This window comes from Bernardetia sp. ABR2-2B (genome assembly GCF_037126435.1).
Lineage (GTDB): Bacteria > Bacteroidota > Bacteroidia > Cytophagales > Bernardetiaceae > Bernardetia.
Genome location: NZ_CP147020.1, coordinates 2,791,452 through 2,812,211 on the forward strand (window position 1 = coordinate 2,791,452; position 20,760 = coordinate 2,812,211).

The window sequence follows — 20,760 nt, forward strand, 5'->3', positions numbered from 1 at the left end:
ACTGGCGTTTAGAAATTCATACAACAAATATCAAATTTATTTATCAAAAAATTAAACAAACACAACTTATGTCAAACAAATTACACGAGCTTTTAGCTGTCGAACAAGAAAGAAAGAATAAAGCCAACCAAGCAATTGGTGAAGCAAAAAAGACATTTACCAAAAATGACCCTTATTTTGATGGAATGGTGAAGCACTATGTTTCTTTAGAGGAAAATTCTGATGAAATTCCAGATGAAACGAAGGAAATGGTTACGACCGTCAAAAAGAAATTAGAGGATGCGATGGAACTTATCATTGCAGGAATTGATGCTAATATTTCGAAAGAAGAAACCAATTCTGCTGATGTTGCAAAGGCTGAACTTACCATTGGAAACAAGAAGTTCGGTACGTTTTCAGCTACTTCTCTTTTGGCATTAGAGAGTAATATTAACCGTTTGAAAGATTTGTATAATGCAATTCCGACACTTGACCAAACTCGTAAATGGGAGTTTGATAATAAAACAAATGTCTATCGTACGCCAGAAGAAGTAAAATTTCGTACAGTTAAGCGTCCGAAAGTGATTGTAAAATACGAAGCTACAAAAGAACATCCAGCACAAACTGAACTTTTGAACCTTGATTTTCAAGTAGGTAAATATGAAACAGTTTATACATCTGGAAAAGTTACTTCCTCTCAAAAAAGCGATATGATTGCACGTATTAATGAGCTTTTGGAAGCTGTGAAAGTGGCTCGTTCGAAGGCAAATAACGCCGAAGTGAAGAATACAAAAGTAGGAAAAGATATTTTTGAATTTATTCACAAAGGGATTTTAAAGTAATTATTAATGAAATACTAAGTTCTATTTAAAAAAGGTTTTGAAAACAATGTTTTCAAAACCTTTTTTAATTCTAAATTTTTCGAAGACAAAAAAAGAAATTGATTTTATTTCTAACTTCTAAAACCTGACTTCTTACTTAGTTTTATCGCCCTTCATTTCCTTTATGAAAATAAATAACATCTGGTTTTTCTATATCAAAATCTTCAATTCTTAGACGTGGAACGTTGTCAATAACAGTTTGAAGGTAATAAGGAGCATCATCAAAGCCTGTATAAAATCCAAAACGAATTTGAAGTGTATGGAAAGAAAAACGTTCATTATACATTCTAAAACCAATATTATATCCTTGAAAAATAGGACTTTGTGAAATAGAACTCCCAAAAGTAGCTACTCCAATATCTGCACGAGCAAAAAATGCCCATTGAAAATCTAAAAACCTCCAAGGTGTAAAAAATACGCTTTCAGTTCCAATAAAACCAACTTCTGTGCCTCGTAGTTGATTATCACGTATTCCCCAAATTCCAGCACTACTATTTATATCAGTAAATTCTCTTTCAAAACGATTTATTCCTTTTGTAAAACGTCCCCTCAAAAATTGTCTCAAACGCCATTTTCTCAAACATAATAAAGGGGTAAAATAAGTGAATTTTGATTCAAAAACTCCTTGTTCAAACTCTTTTTCAGTTGTCATATACGAACCTAAAGCTAAAGAAGCACGAACATAACCTATTTTGTTAGTCTTGATTCCTTTACTAAGTTCTACTCCTGTATAATATCTAGTTTCTAGGTCTGTATTTGATTTTCCAAAAGTTAAGACAGCACGTCTTCCAATAGGAATATCTTCTGTTCGTCCAAAACCATAAATCATGTAATCTCTCTGATATTTTCGTTTGGTAAGTCCGACACTCAAAAGCATTTGAGTATGATTTTGATACAAAAGATTTGTGTCAGCACTTATTTCGGGACGGTTTAGAAAATAATAGTTGGTAAAACGAGCAGCTGTAATAATAGCACTTCTTCCTTTCCCATCTAGATTTTTCTTTTTAATAGGAAAAGAATATGCTCCCCATCCATCAGTAAGTAAATAACTATAAAAAAAATTGGGTGTAATTGTATCATTTTCCATCAAAGGAAGAGCCAACCAACGCCTATAACCAAGCTCTACGCCACCTGCCCAACGCATACTAGGAGAAAGAAAACCACGCTCTAGGGCTGCATTATAACTTTTTCTTTCATACGTATTCCAATATTCAGCACTCAAAACTGAAAATGAGTTTCCCAAATAAGCAGATTCAAATTTTGCTCTATGTCCAAACTCTTGTTCAGAATCAGGTGAATAGATTAACTCTCCTTCTACATTATGCCCAAACCCTAATAAATTTCGTTCTTGTAATTGAATCCAGCCACTACTTATTCCTGATGCACCTGCACTTGGAATAAGCGACCAAATATCGTGAGTAATTACTTCAATATCTACTGTATCACTTGTTGTACCGTCTTCTCTTTGCCTTGCTTTTACATAAATACGAGCATCTCCAATGGCTCTAAGTTGTCTCAAAATTCGCTCTGTATCTTTTATTAAATCAGGGTTTAACTTATCACCTTCTTCAAACAATAAATAACGCCTTTTGACTACACTACTTTGTGTTTGAATATGAATTGTATTTGCAGCTCTTTCTAACCAATTTCTTGTTTTTCGTAATGTATCAGTCGCCTTTGCTCCAAACACATCTAATGTCAAGACACTTATTTTTCCCATTATTTTTCCTTCTTGCTCTTTCCAATCTGGATAATGCAAAACATCGGGAGGAGGGCAAAAAACAGGTTCTTTTTTTGAGCTAATAACCCAACTTACAATTTCTTTTGTCCATTTTCTTTTTGCAGCCCAATTCTTAATTCTATCAGTAGTGGTAGTATCATTTATTTCTTTATCGTAATCCGAAACCATCCTATCAATACTATCTAGCGTAACTTTATCAATAGCGTAATCAGGAAAATAAGGAGCTTTTTGTGCTTGACTTTCTTGAAAAAGGAGTAAATAAGAAAGCATCACAAAAAAGGCTATTGATAGCTTTTTATCAAAAATAAGTCTAAAAATAGGGTCAAAAAAATACCGAAAAGGAGGAAGACAACTAACAAAAATAGAATTTAATAAGCCTAAAATTAATTTAAAAAATGAAATTCTATCTTTCTTTAAGCTGCCTTTATTTTGGTCAAAGACCAATTGCTTATTCATGTTTTTATAAATAATAAGCTAATGCTATATGGTACAGAATATAAAAAAATGGAGAAATATAATTTTTATTAAATCATAAAACTACTTAACTCTGTTAGTTTATATCAACATTATTGTGAAACGAATGTTTTCTAAAGTGTACTCTATTTATTTAAAATAAAGTATCATTTTTTGATAACGTCTAATTTTTCTTTGTTACAAAGCTTATTTTGATATAAAAATATAGAATAAACCTACTAACGTAAAAAAACACAATTTATAGTCTTAGCATCAAGCTTTACCTAATTTTATTTATCATTTCTGTACTTTAACCTAAAAAAAACAGTTTTTTTAAGAAAAAAAAGAAATTTGTTATGTGGATTATATTTTTCACAACTAAAAAAATTACTTTTTTAGCAAAAAACACACATCAAACCTTACTTATTCTTCTTTCATTTATTTGTAGTTTACAAACTTTAGGGTTAGTTTTTGCAGTTATTAGATTGAATAGTAAGCTGATTAGTACACTTTTAACTTCTTATTCTGAAACTATTCATTCAAGTGATGATAATTAATTTTTATCATCATCAAAAAAATTGCAGACACTTCCTTTCCTATATTTCTATGAATAAATACTTACGGTTCTTTTTTCTCTTCTCTTCTCTATTCTTGATTGCTTCTTTTTCATTTTATGTAAAAGCTCAAGAGATAATGACTGGTTTTTCTGAAAATGAGAATGAAAACAGCGAAATTTTTCCTTACTCAGAGCCTTTCCAACTTCTCAATTATGATTGGGATATTTCTCCTACTATTGCAAAAGTAAGTACAGAAAAAAATACTGACCAAACTATCTTTCAAAAATATCATTATGCCTTAGAGTATTTTTATGATGAAAAAGGAGATTTTAAAATGTGGGAACTGACACATCATATTATAAAAATAAACTCTGAAAATACTCTCAAGCAGTATAATAAAGTATTTGTTCCTCTTCAAGATGGAGAGAAATTAGTAAGTTTGAAAGCTAGAAGTATTCAAACTGATGGAAAAACAATAGAGATAGACCTTTCTCAGATTCGTAAAGTAGAAGAAAATGGTTTTTTTGCTTCTTCTACTCGTTTTCCTATTGAGGGAGCGCAAGTAGGAAGCAATATTGAATATTTTTATGTAATAGAGCGTTCGGCTTCTCTTTCTGGACATTATATGTATCCTGCTAATGTAGTTCTTAAAAATGTTAGTTTTGAGCTTATTACTCCTACAAATATTCTTTTTACAAGCAAAAGTTATAACGGACTTCCACAAGCAAAACAACAGAGCGATGCCATGGGAAGAAATCTGCTTTCTATTACAACTGATAAAATAAATACACTATCTTCAAAATCTGTTTTGGGAGAAGGAAATTTGATGCGTTTGCATTACCGTTTTTCACACATTTTGGCTGATGAGAAATATGCAGATAATAGTTGGGAAAGTATTGCAAACCAACTTGCTTCAGTAGTTTATCCATTGAGTTTGAAAGATGAGAACAGAAAAATTAGTTCTATTTTAGAAGAACTAAGTGCTGACAAAAAATCTTTACTTCCTCAAGAACAAAAAATAAAGGCAATTGAAGATTATATAAAAAATCATATTCGTATAGATGAAAATATTAGCCACGACTCGTACTCTCTTCTTTCTTCTTTAGAAACTGGAATGAGTGATAGTTATGGTGTTTTGCGTTTGTTTGGAGCTTTCTTTCAAAATGCAGGAATAGACCATCGTTTGGTAGGAACTTCTGATAAAAAATATTTTACTTTTGATGAAGAATTTCCTTCGTGGGATTTTATTCACGCTTATTTATTTTACTTTCCTTCTCTGAAAAGTTATTTGATGCCTACTGAAGTTAATTATCGTTATGGGCATATTCCTTATTCACTTATCAACAATAAAGGTATTTTTGTAAAACCTCCTGTAATTATAGGAGAGGATATTATTGCTTATTCAGATATTCGTACTATTGATTTTGTTCCTACTCAAAGCCATACCAATACACATTATAAGGTAAGTTTTGAAGATGAACTAAATACTACAAAAATTAATTTGAAAAGAGAGCTAACAGGATATTCAGCCATTGATTATCACGCTTATTACTATCTGTCTGACGAACCTGAAAAGGCAGTTGCTAGTCGTTTTGATATTCGTGCAGGAGAACAAGCTATTCCAGAACGTGTAGATATTACAACCATAGAAAATAACTATTCTGATACTCAAACAGTTCGTATGGATATATTTAATGTAGAGGGAAAAATATCTTCAAATACACTAGTAGAACAAGCAAATGAAACCTATTTATTCAAACTAGGAAGCCTTTTAGATGCACATCCAAAATCATATTTACAAAAAGGAAATATAGAAAAAGGTTACCCAGAAGAGTTCAAGACAATTATCGAAATAAAAATTCCAGAAGGCTATTATGTCAGAAATTTCGAATCACTCAAAAAACAGATTTGGAATGTAGAAATGGGACAAATGCTTATGCACTTCAAAACAGAAGCACACATAAAAAACGGAGTTCTGATGGTAGAAGTAACAGAGTTTTATAGAGATGCGATCCAAACAAAAGAACAATTAGCTGCCTTTGAGCGTATTAATGCTGCGTCAGTGAGCTTTAGCAATGCAGTTGTGATGCTTCAAAAAATGAAATAAAATTTATAAAATAAAAAACAGGAAAACATAAAGGAAAATTCCCCTTTTAATTTTTATTATAAAACTTATAAATCCTTAATCCTATGAGATAACTTCTTATAGGATTTTTCTTTTCTCTAAAACTTTAACTTTTTTAAAGTACAATCTCTTTTTAATACTCTATCAAATTGATTATCTTGTATAGTTATTGATTGACATTATGTCGCTTGTAGTGACACCAACAAGGGCAAGAAGAATTACTTTGATAAAGATTTTAGTTTAGTTTTGAAGTCTTCACTTAATAATTCAATGGGTTTTTTATCATTAATTACTGTTTCAAAATCTACTCCTTGTTCTCTTAGAAATAAGATATAATTTCGTATTGTTTTGGTATGCTTTTCTATCCCTTCTTCTGTTTCTAACTTTTCTAATTTACAAAGTTCTAAGAGATAATTTTCTCTTTCTCCTGTAATATTTATAACATTCTTTTCTGCCTTTAAACCTTTACTTATTAATGCTTTTACGACTGGTTGCATTACGATATACCATTCAGGAACAACATCAAAGTAACAGTTTAGCCTTCCCAACAAAGTAGGTCTAACACGTACATAGTCATTTTCCACAAGCATAGTATAGGACGAAATCAAACATTTTTGATTTTTTTCAGAAAGGAAACAACTCAAATCATCTATATAAATATCTAAGATTTCTTCTGAGTTTTCTTCTGTATATCCTATAATAGCTTTGTTCTTAGCAAGTAAATCTACTACTTTTAGCTTACACTCATCAATGGCATATTTCAGATAGGTTCTTTCTGTTTTGCTGTAATAATTGAGAACATACTCTTTGAAAGTAGCATCTTTATCCATTAATTTTTCTAACTTTTTTGCATTATTCCTGTCTATAAGTTTATAAACTAATCTCTCTTTTTTGTCTAGTTGAGCAAATGTGGAAGTCGATAAGGCAACTAAAAATAATATACATACAAAAGTTTTAAAAGTATTTTTCATAATTTTTATCTTTATTTTAAAAGTAAAATGATATTTGATTTTGTTCAAATATTGTGCATATATTTTTATTAAACAGCATTACTAAACTTTAACTTTTTTAAAGTACGCTATTTTTTCAATCTAATTTTGAATTGATTATATTGTGTAGTTATTATTATATCTTTCTATAAAAATCAAAAAATGTTAAAGTATCTTTTTATTTTTGTTATCTGCCTATTATCTAGTTTTTCTGTTTTTCAAGAAAAAGAAAACCAAAAAAGTTTTTACTTTGAGGAGTTTGAGCCTTTGGATTATAGATACGCTCTTGAAGATAGTATTTTACTAATGTATAAAGATAAAATCAACGGAGATAAGGATTTGGAAGCAAGAGCCAAAGAAGCCTCACGTACTTTTTTCCACAAGATGGAGGATAATCAGAAAGAAGAAAAGCAAAAAATTCTGAAATTGATAGATAAAAAAGGATACAAATTAGTACAAGAGAAGGGAGAAAATACATACGTAATTCAGTCAAAATTGAATGTTTTGGCTAGAGAAAGCAAAAAAGCAACAGAAATTCTCTACGATATATCTAAGAATACTAAAGAAATTGAGAAAGATATGAACCTAAAAGAATTTAGTAAGTTTTTAAAAAAATTATAAATATCATTTAGTTAAAGAAGATAAATTTAAAAATGAAAACATCAATAGAGGCGTTATATGCCAATATCCAGTCCTATAAAAGAAAATATTATAAAAATTTACTCCTAAAAGGTTCTCTACTTGCTATTTCGGCATTTCTAGGTGCTTTTGCCATTGTGAGTATTTTGGAATATTTTGGTAATTTCAGTTCTACTTTTAGAGCTGTTTTGTTTTATAGTTTTATTTCGGTCAGTATTTTTTCCCTTGTCTATTGGGTAATTATTCCGATTTATCAGCTTTTTACGATGGACAAACAGCTTCCTCACAACGAAGCTGCAAAACAAATCGGAAAATATTTTCCACAAGTGCAAGACCGTTTATTGAATGTTTTGCAACTTCATTCTACAAATTCGAACCCTCAAAATTCAGATTTGTACCAAGCCAGTATTGAACAAAAAGCCTCTCAATTTGCGCCTATTTCCTTTGCTGATGCCATTGAATACGAACAAAATCGTCGTTATTTGAGATTTTTATTTATTCCTATTGTCTTGATTGCTGCTTTTTTGGTTTGGGATTTGGATTTTTATAAAGCAAGTGCTGTTCGTTTGGTAAATTATGAACAAGATTTTGCTCCAAAAGCTCCTTTTCAGTTTTCATTAGATACAAAACAACTGATTGCCTTTAAGGGAGAAGATTTGAATTTTGATGTAAATCTTAGTGGAGAAGCATTTCCAAATGAAATATTTTTGATTACAGAAAATGGTCGTAAAATTAAGTTAGATAAAAATTCGGCTTCTTCGTATTCGTATCAGTTTACAAATATTCAACGTCCATTTGAGTTTTCATTAGATGGCGAAGGTTATACTTCAAAAATGTATGAAATTATTGTGCGTGAGCGTCCACAACTTCGCAATTTTGTGGCATATCTAAATTATCCAAACTACACAGGAAAAAAAGATGAACGTTTAGAAAATACAGGAAATCTCATCGTTCCAGCAGGAACGCAAATTGAGTGGCGTTTTCAGACACAAGAAACCGAAAAATTAAATTTTGTTTCGATTATTTCAGATGATTCTATCAATGTCAAAACAGCCAAAAAAGAAGAGGACGGATTTTTACTTCAAACCACAGCTTTGAAATCCGAAGCCTTTGAAATAGAATTGGAGAATAAATACAGTAAAAATAAAGAAAAGATTAGCTATTTACTGACAGTTATTCAAGATGAATTTCCGAAGGTTTCGCTTAATCAGTTTCAAGATTCTGTGATGTACGATTATTTGATGTTGGGAGGAAATATTTCAGACGATTATGGAATTACAAATTTGCGTTTCAATTATCGTGTTCGTTCTGGAAAGAAAGTTTCAAAATATAAATCTTTGTCTCTTAATTTCAATCCAAATGCTATTAATCAGCAATATTTTCATCAAGTGGAATTAGAACCTCTTGAACTGAAAGCAGGAGATGAGTTAGAATACTTTGTGCAAGTTTGGGATAATGATGCCGTTCGTGGTCGTAAAAGCAGCAAAACAGGAAGTTACCGTTTCCAAATTCCGAAAGAGTCAGAAATGCGTGAATCGGTGGCTGAAACAAGTAAAAGCGCAGAATCACAAATCGATAAAACGCTAGAAGATGCCAAAGAATTAAACAAAAAAATAGAAAAACTTGCCGAAGACTTGAAGGGTAAGAAAAAACTAAGTTGGCAAGAACAAAAGGAACTAGAAAAGCTTTTGGAAGACAAAAAACAGCTTGAAGAAGACATCAGAAAGATGCAAGAGCAAAACAAAAAGCTCAATGAGCAGCAAGAAAAATTTACAGAACAAGATGAGCGAATTGCAGAAAAATCTAAAAAACTGCAAGAACTCATGGACGAACTCATGGATGAGAAAACAAAAGAGTTGTATGACAAATTACAAGAACTTTTGAATGAAGAAACCAATAGTGAGGAGATAAAAGAAGTCTTGGAAAAGCTCCAAAACAAAGAAATGAACCTTGAAAAAGAGCTTGACCGAACACTTGAAATGTTCAAAAAACTAGAGGTCGATAAAAAAATGAAAGACATTGCGGAGCAGCTTGAAGAACTAGCCGAAGAACAAAAAGACCTTGCCGAAGAAACCAAAGAACAACAACAGAAAGAAGAGACAGACCGTCGTCTGTCGAAAGAAGAAAAAGAAAAGGCAGATAGTCTTTTGTCTGAAAAACAAGAGGAGTTGAATGAGAAATTTGAGGAAATGAAAGAGCAAATGGAAGAGCTTGACAAAATGAATGAAGAACTCAAAACTCCGAAAGATTTAGAAGAAACCAAGAAAAAAGAGGAGGAAGTAACCGAGCAGCAAGAGCAAAGTAAGGAGCAACTTCAAAATAATGAAAAGGAGAAAGCTTCTCAATCGCAAGAAAATGCAGGTGAAAAAATGGAACAAATGGCACAACAGATGAAACAAATGACCTCTTCTTCTGAAATGGAACAAGCGCAAGAAGATTATGATGATTTGCGTCAGCTTTTGGAAAATCTATTAAAACTCTCTTTTGAGCAGGAAGAAATTATGAATGGTTTTAATGAAATTGACCAGCGAGACCCAAAATATATTACGCTTAGTCAAGATCAATTAAAACTCAAAGACGATGCTCAAATTGTGGAGGATAGTCTGCGTACACTTGCAAAACGTGTTTTTCAGATTGAGAGCTTCGTTATGCGTGAACTTACCGATATGAATGATTATATGGGACAGGTTACGCAAGAAGTAAAAGACCGTAAAAACCCTCGTATGTTGGCTAGTCGTCAGCAATCTGTGATGACTTCAATTAATAATTTGGCGTTGATGCTCAATGATGTTTTGGAACAGATGCAACAATCTATGTCGTCGATGGGAATGGGAAAACCAAAGTCAGGTAAACCAAGTGGAAGTCCATCGATGAGTGAAATGCAGCAATCTATCAATCAGCAGATAGAAAACCTAAAGAAAAGTGGAAAATCGGGAAGGCAGCTTTCTGAAGGTCTTGCCAAAATAGCAGCACAACAAGAAGCCTTGCGCCGTGCCTTACAAAAAGCTATGCAACAAGGAAAAGGTAAGGACGGAAAAGAGGGTAAAGGCAAAGACGGCAAGGAAGGAAAAGAAGGAGGACAGAAAGGACAAAACGGAATGGGAGAAGGCGAAGGTGGCGAAAACGGAAACCAAGATGGTGGCTCTATGGGCAACGGTGGCAATATGTCTAAGATGATAAAAGACATGGAAAAAACCGAAGAAGACCTAGTAAACAAACGCCTAACTCAAGAACTCATCGAACGCCAAAAGCAAATTATGACACGCCTTTTACAGTCTGAAAAAGCCGAAAGAGAACGTGATTTAGATGAAAAACGAGAAGCCGAACAAGCCAAAGCCACAAAAAGAAGAGTTCCACCACAGTTTGAGGAATATTTCAAGCAAAAGGAACAACAAATCGAACTTTTAAAAACGATTCCTCCTACGCTTAGTCCGTATTACAAGCAGCAAGTGAATGAGTATTTTAAGAAATTGGAGGAGTAAAATTATAAATTAGGTGAAGACAGAAAATAATAACACGAAGGATTATATCATCATGATAAGTTGTGCTATATCACAATTTTTATCATGGGTTTTTGCTATGTTTTTTTTAGGAATAGGCTACTCAAAAACGTTTTCTTTCTTGTTGATTTTGGCACTAATTATATGTTTTGGAGAATATTTATACTGGAAATTATATAAGATCAAGACTTTGATTGTTTTTTTAGGCTTAGGTTTACATCTATTAACCATCATATTTCTTCCTATATACAGAGGCATACTTTATAATCATCTGTTGAATAAAAATTTAGTGGAGCATACTCTAGGTGTGGTAACAGGTGTGGATGACAATGAGGTATATTATATGTTTGAAGGAGACGATACTGAATATGTTGTGAAGAATGAAGTATATGAAGTTAATATAATAGGTGAAGAACTTTTTGATTTTGAAATAGGAGATAGTCTATTAATTTTTCATAATAGGTATTTTCATACTATAAGCCTTCCTTTACCTTTGAATGATGCTGATAGATTCATAAAAGATAAAAAATGACCCTCGTATAACCTTTATCACAAATAGCAGTAAGTCAATGAGTATTTTAAGAAGTAGGAATGAGTAATTTTACTTAAATTCAAAACTATATAATACCTTTTTTATAATATTGTAATTCAATAAAAAATAGAACAAAAAACTATCTCAAAAATTCAATTGCTATGGATAATAAAGCAAAACCTTTCGCTTTCTTAACTGCTTTTTTTACAATATTATTTATGTTATTTCCAATGCTATTTCTTGACATATCTTTTGGGTCTAGTATGAAAAGTATTATATTCAGTACTGCTTTTGCTGTTGTAGGAGGTCTTTTATTTGTTGCTTTACCTTACTTTTTTAAAGATTTAAGTGATATATCTTGGAAGTCTGTATCAATAATTTGTTTAATTTCCATTTCTGCTTACTTTGGATTAGCTCTTATATTAAAAAAAACAAATAATGAAGATGTATCTCAAACAGTAAATTTACATGAAAATTTAAAAGGTAATTGGAAGAGTGAAGTAGATAGCAATGCAGTATTAATGTTAAGGGTCATATCGAATGATTTACTTACAATAAATGTTGAAACAGTAAACAAAGATACAGCTAATTATGATTACTCTGTATTTGAATGGAATTACTTTTTTCTCAATGAAAGAGAGATATATGGATCGGATTCTACGGGTGAGTATGAGTTAAATATGAAGATTGTAAATGACTCTACAATCATAGTAGAGGAAGAATCAGGGAATTTAATTTTTAAAAAAGAAAGTCCTGCTATTTGATGACCAAAAATATAAATACCCATGAGCTTAGGTAAAATGATTGTTTTCTTTCTCATAAATCTACCTTTGCTCTTGGTTCATATTACAAGCAGCAAGTGAATGAGTATTTTAAGAAGTTGGAGGAGTAAAATATCTATTTTATGAAAAAAATAACTTTGCTATTTTTAGTCTGTTTTTTATTTGGTTGTGCTGAAAAGCAAACTTCTAAAAGTATAGCTAGAAATTTTAGCATCACTACAAAACAGATTCAAAGAGAACCTAAAATTGATAAAAATCAAACACAAGTAATTAAAGACTCTAGCTTTACTAAAGATTTAGTCCACAAAACTTATAAACTTGATGGCACTCAAACACAAATATTCAAAGATTATAATTTTGATAAAGGTGGATATTATATTCTCGGCACTATTGGAGAACACGACAGACATGTGAAAACCTTGTGTGATACTTTGGGAGAGTTTTATACTGATAAAATTGATATCCTAAATGAATTTAAAAATGAGTGGGTATTTTCAGAACCAGACCCACATTTTGCTTGTGGCTATCATTATCGTATTTATATTTGTAAAGACGGTTTAGAAGTTGAAAGTGTATCAGTCAATTTGCAATGTAATACAATCGTTACAAAAAGTGGAGATTTTCATTTTGATTCAGAGAAATTAAGACATTTTTTAGGGCGTTTGAAAAAACCATTGAGTGGCGAAAAACAGTTTGACTCAATAGCTAAAGCAAGGGAGTATAGAAATAATCTTTTAAAGAATAATGAAAATTTAATAATGACAGAAACTCCCAAGTGGACAGAATATGAAGGTAATTTTAGATTTGAATATAATTGTCCAGAAAATACAACTCATTGTAGTGAAAAAAGAAAAAGTTTGCTACAAAAAATGCGTAAAGAAATAGCAAAAACATATCCTAATGAAGAATTTGAGCTTGAGCAAATGGGTGGTTCGCTAACGAGTATTATTGTAGAAGTACGTTGCAAAAAGCGTCTTTTTGATAAGTTTAAACTTTATGATAGGAGCATTTATAACACGTGGAATCCTTATCGTTGTTCTCTCAAAAGTTATTGGGTAGGTAGATAATGCAATACACAGAAAAAATAAAAGACAAAGAGTATTTCGTAACAGAAATAAACGCTTCTAAATGTAAAGGCTATAAAAATTTGATAGAAGAATTTAGTCTTACTTTTTCTATTCCTTCTTCTGTTCCTAATCTTGATGCTTTAAATGATTTTTTGACTGGTTTGGAATGGATAGAACAAAAAAACTATAAACTCATCATCAAGAATATGAATAAAGTAGAGAAAAATAGAAATGATTATGAAGGTTTTTTTTCTGTGATTGAACACTTAGAAGACCATTGGAAAGGCAAAGAAAATGATTTGATTGTAGAATATGTAGGTAATTCTTAATCAAAAATAAATCATTATTTAATAAGATTTTTTATTACTCAATACTTCAAAATTTCGTATCTTTTCGTTCTTGAACCAAAATTATATCAAAAACGAATTTATGCCTACTTCTTCGCTCGTTTCTAATGTTGCTTATATAACTGATTATTACAAAGAGTTTCGCTACAAACAGCTCTTGACAGACAGTCGTAAACTTGCCATTCCTCACGACACTATATTCTTTGCCATAAAAGGACAACGACAAGATGGACATAATTTTATAAAAAGTCTCTATAAAAAAGGCGTTCGATGTTTTATTATTGAAGACAAAGAAGCTGCTTTAAGGCATTTCAATGAAGAAGAATTACTCATCGTTCAAGATGCACAATTTTTACTTGTCAAAAATAGCATTCGTGCCTTGCAAGAACTGGCTGCCCACCACAGAAAACAATTCAAACTTCCTGTTATCGGAATTACGGGTAGTAATGGAAAAACAATTATTAAGGAATGGTTATCACAGCTTTTATCAGATAGTTTTCAGATTATCAAAAGCCCTAAAAGTTATAATTCTCAAATTGGAGTTCCTCTGTCAGTTTGGGAGCTTTCAGAAGAACATACACTTGCCATTTTTGAAGCAGGAATTTCGCAGCCCAATGAAATGGAATATTTAGAACCAATTATCCAACCTAATATCGGTATTTTCACAAATTTAGGAAGCGCACATGATGATGGTTTTGAAAACAGAATAGAAAAAGCAACTGAAAAAGCAAAGCTTTTTGAGCATTGTAAATTCTTGATTTCAAGAGATATTTATTCAGCAGTAAATACAGCGATTCTTTATCTAAAAGAACGAAAAGGCGACCCTCATTTTTTTGGTTGGACTACTCAAGATGTGGCTATCTATCCTTCTGCTGTTGATATGCGCTACCTTGACCCAAATGTGGGAGGCGTAAATGTTGGATTGTATGACCCTCATACCGACAAAAAACTTAATTTTTACTTACCTTTTTCTAATCCTGCTCACGTAGAAAACTGTCTTCATTGTATTGTTACGATGCTACTCTTTGAGTATAAAGAAAAGGAAATTCAAGAAAAAATAAATAAGCTAAAAGCTGTAGAAATGCGTCTTGAACTCAAACAAGGTCTTTTTAATTGTAGCTTAATTGATGATACTTACAACAATGATTTTGCAGGACTAAATGTAGCTTTAGACTTTCTTTTGCAGCAAAGTAACAAACCAAAACGAACCGTTATTTTGTCGGATATGCCAGAAGAAAATCAAAAAGGGTTATATGAAAAAATATTTCAACTCTGCGCCAAAAAGGGAGTAGAACGTGTGATTGCTGTTGGTGAAAATATAAAAAGAACACTTATTCCAGATACAGAAACGTTGATTGATACTCAGTTTTTTGCCACAACAGAAGATTTTTTGAGTGATTTTGCAGATGGAGAAATTCGTTTTGGTAATGAAGCTATTTTGATAAAAGGAGCAAGAAGATTTGAGTTTGAGAAAATTGTAGATGCTTTAGAGCTAAAAGTTCACGGCACAAAACTAGAAATCAATCTCAATAATTTAGCGCATAATTTGGATTATTTCCGTTCGCTTATTTCTCCCAGAACAAGAGTAATGGCAATGGTAAAAGCCTTTGGTTATGGAAGTGGAACAAATTTCGAAATCGCTCATCTGTTGCAATATCATAGAGTAGATTATTTGGCTGTGGCGTATGTAGATGAAGGAATTGCGCTGCGAAATGAAGGAATCAGAACGCCAATTATGGTAATGAATCCGTCAGTAGATAGTTTTGAGAAGATGTTTGTACATAACCTAGAACCCGAAATTTATAGCGTTGCTACACTCAAAAGATATGCAGAATATGCAAAAGAAAAAACGTATGAACTAAACTTAGCAGACTTTGGGGCAGATGTAAAAGATGTATTCAAAATTCATTTGAAATTAGATACAGGAATGAATCGTTTGGGTTTTGCAACCAATGATTTACCTGTTTTATTGGGTTTGATTCAATCTGTTGGAGAATCCTTAGAAGTCGCAAGTGTTTTTACTCATTTGGCTGCTGCCGATGATGGAGAAATGGACGATTTTTCACGTCAGCAAATCAAAGAATTTGAAGAATGGGCTGCCGAATTAGAACAACAATTAGGTTATTCTTTCCTTCGTCATGCCGTCAATTCAGCAGGAATTATTCGCTTCAAAAATGCCCATTTTGAAATGGTACGTTTGGGTTTGGGATTATATGGTGTTGATTCTTCCAAAAAGGCACAAGAACATTTATTGCCAATTAGTTCATTGAAAGCAACAATTTCACAAATAAAAGTAGTTCATCCAAGCGATAGTGTCGGTTATTCAAGAAAAGGAAGAGTAGAACGTATCTCAAAAATTGCTACGATTGCCATTGGTTATGCTGATGGCTATGATAGGCGTTTTGGTAATGGAGTTGGAAAAGTATATTTGCATGGAGAACTCGCTCCTACGATTGGAAATATTTGTATGGATATGTGTATGGTAGATGTTACTGATATTGAAGAGGCAAAAGAGGGCGATGAAGTAATTATTTTTGGAGAATACCCTACTGTAACCGACCTTGCCAATACCATCGACACTATTCCGTATGAAATCTTGACCAATGTAAGTGAGCGTGTGAAACGAATTTTTTATGCAGACTAATTTTGCAGTAATCAGTTACCAGTTAATTTCAGAGTACAAATTATTTCAAAGATGAAAAAATATATTATTCATTCTATTTTCTACTTCTACACTAATGGCACAAAATCTAACTTTTGAAGAAGCAAAAAAAATAGCTCACGAGCTTTATGAAATAGAATTGTTATCTAAAAAAGGAGAAAAACAGTTACTTCAAGAGTTAGAGAAAAATTGCACAAAAAATAAAAGTGATAGTATAGAGAAGAGTTTTGTGTTGCAACAATTAGTCAATATGTTTCAAGTAGATTTGATGTATAGAATGGGAATGGATAGAGATATACCTTTCGATAAAAATACAAGACATAATAGACAAAAATCTTCTTCAGCCATTCCAACAAAAGAAGAAATAGAAGAGTACGAAAAACTATTAAAGAAAATGGAAGAAGAGTTTAATAAACAAGAATGGCATAAAATAGAACCCAAAATTGAAGATGAAGACCCACAAAAATCTGAAACAAAAGGCTTTATTGTTTTTCCTATGGTTTCTCGCTTAAAAGAACATGGGTTTATTAGTGAAAAAAGAAGTGTTTTAGGAAAAACTCGCACTCGCACTTTGAATGATTTATTGAAAATTGGTCTTATTGATAGTTTGGTTTTTGAAGATGTATATAAAGAATTTAAAAATGGAAATCTTTCAACAGAAGGATATATTTGTTCAGCAGCTTTGGATACAGTTGAATTTTATCAAAAGTTTGAAAATGAAAAAAATAAACAAATTGAACTCATCAATAAATTAGAAAAAGGAAACGTTATTTCTCAATCTAACAAAGAAAAACTAATCAATTCATATCAAAAATGGGAGTTAAAAAAACTTTATGAGTTTATTTTCTACTGTAACAACGCAAAAACTTTCAATTTGAAAGAATATTCAAATGATGTAGAAAAAGCCTATAAATCTATTTTTGAGGAAATGAAAGAGGTTATTCCAAAATTTTATTTTCAGAGTTTCAAAATAGATTTAAAAATTGAAAAATCAAGTTATGGAGGTTTGGACACACAGAATTTAATTATTTCTTTCGATGTTGATTCTGTTCATTATACGCATTCTGTTTTATATGACTATTTAAGAGCAGACGAAAAACCAGATTCTACTTTGAAAATTGCTCATAACTTTCATAAGATTGTAAATAAATTCTTGTCAGACCAAAACTCTGATACAAGGCTTTATTTTGCCGAAAAAACAAACAATCCTAACCGTGATGAGAATGAATTTGGTATTATCCTCTTGACAAAAGAACAAAGAAGATTATGGAAATATAAAATTGAGAGTTTTTATTTTTCAGATGTAAAACTAGAAGAGTACTACTCTGATATAGAAGCCTCATTTCTATCTACCGAAATACATGATAACAGATTCAATACTAAAAACGTAGAAAAAATAATTGCTGAATATGAAGAAATAGGTTTGTTTTCACACCTTTCAGAAGCAGAAATAAAGGAAGGAAAAGAAAAAATTAAGCAAAATGAAATAAGTACGTATTCAGATATTTTGATGTTATTTCCAAAACAAATTATTTTTTTTGATTGGGAATCTGGCAATTTGGAAAACCCTTATGAAGAACTTACTCAAGAATTTGGAGAAATAAGTAGAGGAAAATTTGTGCCTACAAACATAGAAGATTCTTTTTGGAACAGTATTGAAACAAGAAAAAAAACCTGTTTTTATTCTTTTGATTTTAATGGAAAGACATATAAAGCAGATCTAAGAATAAAAAGTGATTGGTTAGCTCCTCATTTTATGGAATTGATAGAGTCAGCAATAAAGGAAAACAATGTAGATGGGAAAATTTACGTATGTATAGATGATATACAAGCAGCAGGTTATATTTTCCTCTCAAAATCGCAATACGAATATTTGAATAAAAATCAACCTGAATTATTCCCAAAATATCCTTAAATCAAAAAAACGACATTCCTTCAAAAGAAGCAATGTCGTTTTTATTCTCTACTCTCCACTAATTTAACTCTAAGCTGTTTCTTCTACTACCTTTGCAACTTGTACGTTCATAAGTAATTTTACTTCATCACTTACTACTACGCCACCTGCTTCAGTTACGCCATTCCAAGTCAGACCAAAATCTTTACGATTGATTTTTCCTTTTAGCTCAAAACCTGCTTTTGTGTTTCCGTACATATCATCTGCTGTTCCACCATATTCTACATCTAATGTAACTGGTTTTGTTGTGCCTTTAATAGTCAAGTTTCCTTTTAACTCATACTCATCCCCTGATTTTTTTTCAAAAGAAGTAGATTCAAAAGTAAGTTTAGGGAATTTTTCGGCACTAAAAAAATCATCCGACTTCAAGTGTCCATCACGCTGTTCGTTTCCTGTTGTGATACTGTCTATGTTTGCCTCAAAAGAAATTTGAGCATCTGTTAAGTCATCTTTAGTAGCTTCTAATTTTCCTGAAAACTCTTGAAAAGAACCTGTTACGGTAGAGATTACAAGGTGTTTTACTTTGAACTGAATTTCAGTGTGCATTGGGTCAATATTCCAAATAGCCATAATAAAAAGTGTTTGTCTGAAAGTGATTAAAAAAAATGATAGAACAAATAATAGCAGAAAAAATAAAAATTTTGAAGTTATTCCTTCTGTTAGTTCGTTGCTCTTGCTTAGTTATACGCAAAGATAAAAAAATAGTTGTATATACAATTATTTTTTCAAAAAAAATTTGTTTTTAATGCCTCATTCTCCCCTTGCAATTAATTAAAGTGAATTATTTTAGTTGTATAGACAATTATTTTTCCAAATAAATCTATAAAAGCTTCATACTTTAAAGCATACTATCAGCCAAAATAATGTATTGATGTAGGTCAGTATCCTAAAACAGCTCATTAGCAATCTATTTCTTCTATTTGATTTGAAAAAAATATTGATAAGCTTCTGAAAAACCTTAGTGTTAAAAAAAACAAAAAATATTCAACACAAGTAGTATTTTCGTAATTATTTTTTGTATATTTGAAGTGAAGGAACAACTTAGATCCTTCATTTATTAGTTTTTTTCGTTAATTAGTTTTATGAATCTTTACGTATCAAATTTGCCTTATTCTATCTCAGAGGAAGAATTAGAGGCTGTATTTTCAGAACTTGGTGTAGTTACATCAACAAAAATTATCACAGACCGTGAAACACACCGTTCAAGAGGTTTTGGTTTCGTTGAAATGGAATCAGAAGAAGATGGCGAAGCAGCTATCGAAGAATTGAATGGAATCGAACTTAAAGGTCGTGAAATCCAAGTAAAAAAAGCCATTCCTAGAGAAAACAGAGGTGGTGGAAACTTTGGTGGTGGTCGTCGTGACTACTAAACAAAACAATTGATTAGTTATCGATAGTTATAGTTTCTTACTAACCTGTTTTTAATTTAATCAATATATTTGCTCAGTGTAAAATTTTTAATTTATACATTGACGATAAGAAAGCAACTTTCGAAAGAGAGTTGCTTTTTTTTATTATCAGGCATGAATACTCTTGTAATTATAAAATGCTAAGTAAAAATAGGAATTGCAATATTTTTTTGTTACCTTATAGACGGAAAGAGTAATCTTATACTCTTTCATTTTTTACAGTTAATTAGTTTTATGAATATTTACGTATCAAATTTGCCTTATTCTATTTCAGAAGAAGAATTAGAGGCAGTATTTTCAGAGCTTGGTGTAGTTACATCAACAAAAATCATTACAGACCGTGAAACACGTCGTTCAAGAGGTTTCGGTTTCGTAGAAATGGAAACAGAAGAAGATGGCTTAGCAGCTATCGAAGAATTAAATGGTATTGAACTTAGTTCTCGTGAAATCCAAGTAAAAAAAGCCATTCCTAGAGAAAATAGAAGCTATAACAATGCTTACTAAGAAACTATTGGTTTAATTACATCAATGTAATTCAAGGTAAGATTTAAAATTACTTCTTGAATATAAAAAAGCCTTTTCAATGCTATTGAAAAGGCTTTTTTGTGTAGTTTTGTTTTAATAACATTTTATTCAAACTCTATCAAAATAGCTCCTTTTTCTACATTTTGTCCTTTTTTTACAGGAATACCCTTTATTACTCCTTCGCCTGTTGCTTTCAAAACATTTTCCATTTTCATAGCTTCCAAAATCATAAGGGGAGTTCCTTTCTCTACGGTTGCATTTTCTTCTATCAAAATATCTAATACCAACCCTGGCATTGGAGCTTTCAAATCGCTCACTTTAGCAGAAGCTGCATTTTCCATTCCTAGGCTTTCCAAAAGCAAATCCATTCTATCTTTTGCTGTTAGCGTATGAATATTTCCATTGATACGAATTTCAAATTCTTTTGTCTCATAATCAGCCTTCAAAACTTCCACTCTATAAGAAATATTATTTCTCAAGACATGAAATTCTCTTTCTGAGATTTTCTGAATATCTGATTCGACTAAGTTATCATTCAAAAAAAGAGATTCTGTTTTAGTAGAATTATTCTTTTCTGTTCTGATTTGATAAGTATTTGATTTTGTTGTGATTTGCATT

Annotated in this window: 17 protein-coding genes; 13 read left to right on the forward strand and 4 right to left on the reverse strand. The window is 31.3% G+C overall.

From position 1 onward, the window contains the following. Nucleotides 1-68: 68 nt before the first annotated feature. Nucleotides 69-821, forward strand: coding sequence for a hypothetical protein (locus WAF17_RS11930; protein ID WP_338759566.1), 753 nt, complete (start codon nucleotides 69-71; stop codon nucleotides 819-821). A 142-nt stretch (nucleotides 822-963) separates the two neighbouring features. Here the strand turns inward: WAF17_RS11930 and WAF17_RS11935 are convergent, their stop codons facing one another. Further along, on the reverse strand, nucleotides 964-3,057 hold the full coding sequence (locus tag WAF17_RS11935; protein WP_338759569.1) for a hypothetical protein: 2,094 nt from the start codon (nucleotides 3,055-3,057) through the stop codon (nucleotides 964-966). Between the two features lie 353 nt (nucleotides 3,058-3,410). On the opposite strand from WAF17_RS11935, the gene WAF17_RS11940 reads away from it, so the two are divergent. Both WAF17_RS11940 and WAF17_RS11945 read left to right on the forward strand, forming a co-directional pair. Further along, nucleotides 3,411-3,611, forward strand: coding sequence for a hypothetical protein (locus WAF17_RS11940; protein WP_338759572.1), 201 nt, complete (start codon nucleotides 3,411-3,413; stop codon nucleotides 3,609-3,611). A gap of 49 nt (nucleotides 3,612-3,660) precedes the next feature. Continuing rightward, nucleotides 3,661-5,718, forward strand: coding sequence for a DUF3857 domain-containing protein (locus WAF17_RS11945; RefSeq protein WP_338759575.1), 2,058 nt, complete (start codon nucleotides 3,661-3,663; stop codon nucleotides 5,716-5,718). Nucleotides 5,719-5,954: 236 nt separating this feature from the next. Here WAF17_RS11945 and WAF17_RS11950 read toward each other — a convergent pair whose 3' ends face one another. Then, the gene (locus tag WAF17_RS11950; RefSeq protein WP_338759578.1) at nucleotides 5,955-6,707 is read right to left on the reverse strand and encodes a hypothetical protein; all 753 of its coding nucleotides are present in this window, start codon (nucleotides 6,705-6,707) and stop codon (nucleotides 5,955-5,957) included. A gap of 180 nt (nucleotides 6,708-6,887) precedes the next feature. On the opposite strand from WAF17_RS11950, the gene WAF17_RS11955 reads away from it, so the two are divergent. From WAF17_RS11955 to WAF17_RS11990, 8 genes are all read left to right on the forward strand, one after another. Further along, nucleotides 6,888-7,346 carry a hypothetical protein gene (locus WAF17_RS11955; protein WP_338759581.1) on the forward strand — a complete coding sequence of 153 codons (459 nt, stop codon included), beginning with the start codon at nucleotides 6,888-6,890 and terminating at the stop codon, nucleotides 7,344-7,346. A gap of 32 nt (nucleotides 7,347-7,378) precedes the next feature. Further along, entirely contained in the window at nucleotides 7,379-10,846 is a 3,468-nt protein-coding gene (locus WAF17_RS11960) for a DUF4175 family protein (RefSeq protein ID WP_338759583.1), read from the forward strand. A gap of 307 nt (nucleotides 10,847-11,153) precedes the next feature. Beyond that, on the forward strand, nucleotides 11,154-11,396 hold the full coding sequence (locus WAF17_RS11965) for a hypothetical protein (protein ID WP_338759585.1): 243 nt from the start codon (nucleotides 11,154-11,156) through the stop codon (nucleotides 11,394-11,396). Between the two features lie 161 nt (nucleotides 11,397-11,557). Then, complete coding sequence (locus tag WAF17_RS11970; protein WP_338759588.1) at nucleotides 11,558-12,160, forward strand: hypothetical protein; 603 nt, start codon at nucleotides 11,558-11,560, stop codon at nucleotides 12,158-12,160. Between the two features lie 140 nt (nucleotides 12,161-12,300). After that, complete coding sequence (locus WAF17_RS11975; protein ID WP_338759591.1) at nucleotides 12,301-13,245, forward strand: hypothetical protein; 945 nt, start codon at nucleotides 12,301-12,303, stop codon at nucleotides 13,243-13,245. Continuing rightward, on the forward strand, nucleotides 13,245-13,574 hold the full coding sequence (locus tag WAF17_RS11980; RefSeq protein ID WP_338759594.1) for a barstar family protein: 330 nt from the start codon (nucleotides 13,245-13,247) through the stop codon (nucleotides 13,572-13,574). The genes WAF17_RS11975 and WAF17_RS11980 overlap by 1 nt, the downstream gene beginning before the upstream one ends. A gap of 70 nt (nucleotides 13,575-13,644) precedes the next feature. Then, on the forward strand, nucleotides 13,645-16,236 hold the full coding sequence (locus tag WAF17_RS11985; protein WP_338759598.1) for a bifunctional UDP-N-acetylmuramoyl-tripeptide:D-alanyl-D-alanine ligase/alanine racemase: 2,592 nt from the start codon (nucleotides 13,645-13,647) through the stop codon (nucleotides 16,234-16,236). Nucleotides 16,237-16,330: 94 nt separating this feature from the next. After that, nucleotides 16,331-18,169 carry a hypothetical protein gene (locus tag WAF17_RS11990; RefSeq protein ID WP_338759601.1) on the forward strand — a complete coding sequence of 613 codons (1,839 nt, stop codon included), beginning with the start codon at nucleotides 16,331-16,333 and terminating at the stop codon, nucleotides 18,167-18,169. A gap of 69 nt (nucleotides 18,170-18,238) precedes the next feature. Here WAF17_RS11990 and WAF17_RS11995 read toward each other — a convergent pair whose 3' ends face one another. Further along, nucleotides 18,239-18,778 (reverse strand): YceI family protein, encoded by a 540-nt coding sequence (locus WAF17_RS11995; RefSeq protein ID WP_338759603.1) that lies wholly within the window; start codon nucleotides 18,776-18,778, stop codon nucleotides 18,239-18,241. Nucleotides 18,779-19,290: 512 nt separating this feature from the next. Here WAF17_RS11995 and WAF17_RS12000 point away from each other — a divergent pair. After that, a complete protein-coding gene (locus tag WAF17_RS12000) occupies nucleotides 19,291-19,578 on the forward strand; it encodes an RNA-binding protein (protein WP_338759607.1) in 288 nt (95 codons plus the stop codon). A 273-nt stretch (nucleotides 19,579-19,851) separates the two neighbouring features. Next, nucleotides 19,852-20,121: an RNA-binding protein gene (locus WAF17_RS12005; RefSeq protein ID WP_338759610.1), complete on the forward strand. Its 270-nt coding sequence runs from the start codon at nucleotides 19,852-19,854 to the stop codon at nucleotides 20,119-20,121. Between the two features lie 125 nt (nucleotides 20,122-20,246). Here WAF17_RS12005 and WAF17_RS12010 read toward each other — a convergent pair whose 3' ends face one another. Beyond that, nucleotides 20,247-20,759: an acetyl-CoA carboxylase biotin carboxyl carrier protein subunit gene (locus WAF17_RS12010; protein WP_338759613.1), complete on the reverse strand. Its 513-nt coding sequence runs from the start codon at nucleotides 20,757-20,759 to the stop codon at nucleotides 20,247-20,249. Between the last annotated feature and the right edge of the window lies 1 nt (nucleotide 20,760).

Excerpts from the sequence above, each read along its gene's own strand:
- WAF17_RS11930 (WP_338759566.1), top strand. The coding sequence starts at position 69 with ATGTCAAACAAATTACACGAGCTTTTAGCTGTCGAACAAGAAAGAAAG.
- WAF17_RS11935 (WP_338759569.1), bottom strand. The coding sequence starts at position 3,057 with ATGAATAAGCAATTGGTCTTTGACCAAAATAAAGGCAGCTTAAAGAAA.
- WAF17_RS11940 (WP_338759572.1), top strand. The coding sequence starts at position 3,411 with ATGTGGATTATATTTTTCACAACTAAAAAAATTACTTTTTTAGCAAAA.
- WAF17_RS11945 (WP_338759575.1), top strand. The coding sequence starts at position 3,661 with ATGAATAAATACTTACGGTTCTTTTTTCTCTTCTCTTCTCTATTCTTG.
- WAF17_RS11950 (WP_338759578.1), bottom strand. The coding sequence starts at position 6,707 with ATGAAAAATACTTTTAAAACTTTTGTATGTATATTATTTTTAGTTGCC.
- WAF17_RS11955 (WP_338759581.1), top strand. The coding sequence starts at position 6,888 with ATGTTAAAGTATCTTTTTATTTTTGTTATCTGCCTATTATCTAGTTTT.
- WAF17_RS11960 (WP_338759583.1), top strand. The coding sequence starts at position 7,379 with ATGAAAACATCAATAGAGGCGTTATATGCCAATATCCAGTCCTATAAA.
- WAF17_RS11970 (WP_338759588.1), top strand. The coding sequence starts at position 11,558 with ATGGATAATAAAGCAAAACCTTTCGCTTTCTTAACTGCTTTTTTTACA.
- WAF17_RS11975 (WP_338759591.1), top strand. The coding sequence starts at position 12,301 with ATGAAAAAAATAACTTTGCTATTTTTAGTCTGTTTTTTATTTGGTTGT.
- WAF17_RS11980 (WP_338759594.1), top strand. The coding sequence starts at position 13,245 with ATGCAATACACAGAAAAAATAAAAGACAAAGAGTATTTCGTAACAGAA.
- WAF17_RS11990 (WP_338759601.1), top strand. The coding sequence starts at position 16,331 with ATGGCACAAAATCTAACTTTTGAAGAAGCAAAAAAAATAGCTCACGAG.
- WAF17_RS11995 (WP_338759603.1), bottom strand. The coding sequence starts at position 18,778 with ATGGCTATTTGGAATATTGACCCAATGCACACTGAAATTCAGTTCAAA.
- WAF17_RS12000 (WP_338759607.1), top strand. The coding sequence starts at position 19,291 with ATGAATCTTTACGTATCAAATTTGCCTTATTCTATCTCAGAGGAAGAA.
- WAF17_RS12005 (WP_338759610.1), top strand. The coding sequence starts at position 19,852 with ATGAATATTTACGTATCAAATTTGCCTTATTCTATTTCAGAAGAAGAA.
- WAF17_RS12010 (WP_338759613.1), bottom strand. The coding sequence starts at position 20,759 with ATGCAAATCACAACAAAATCAAATACTTATCAAATCAGAACAGAAAAG.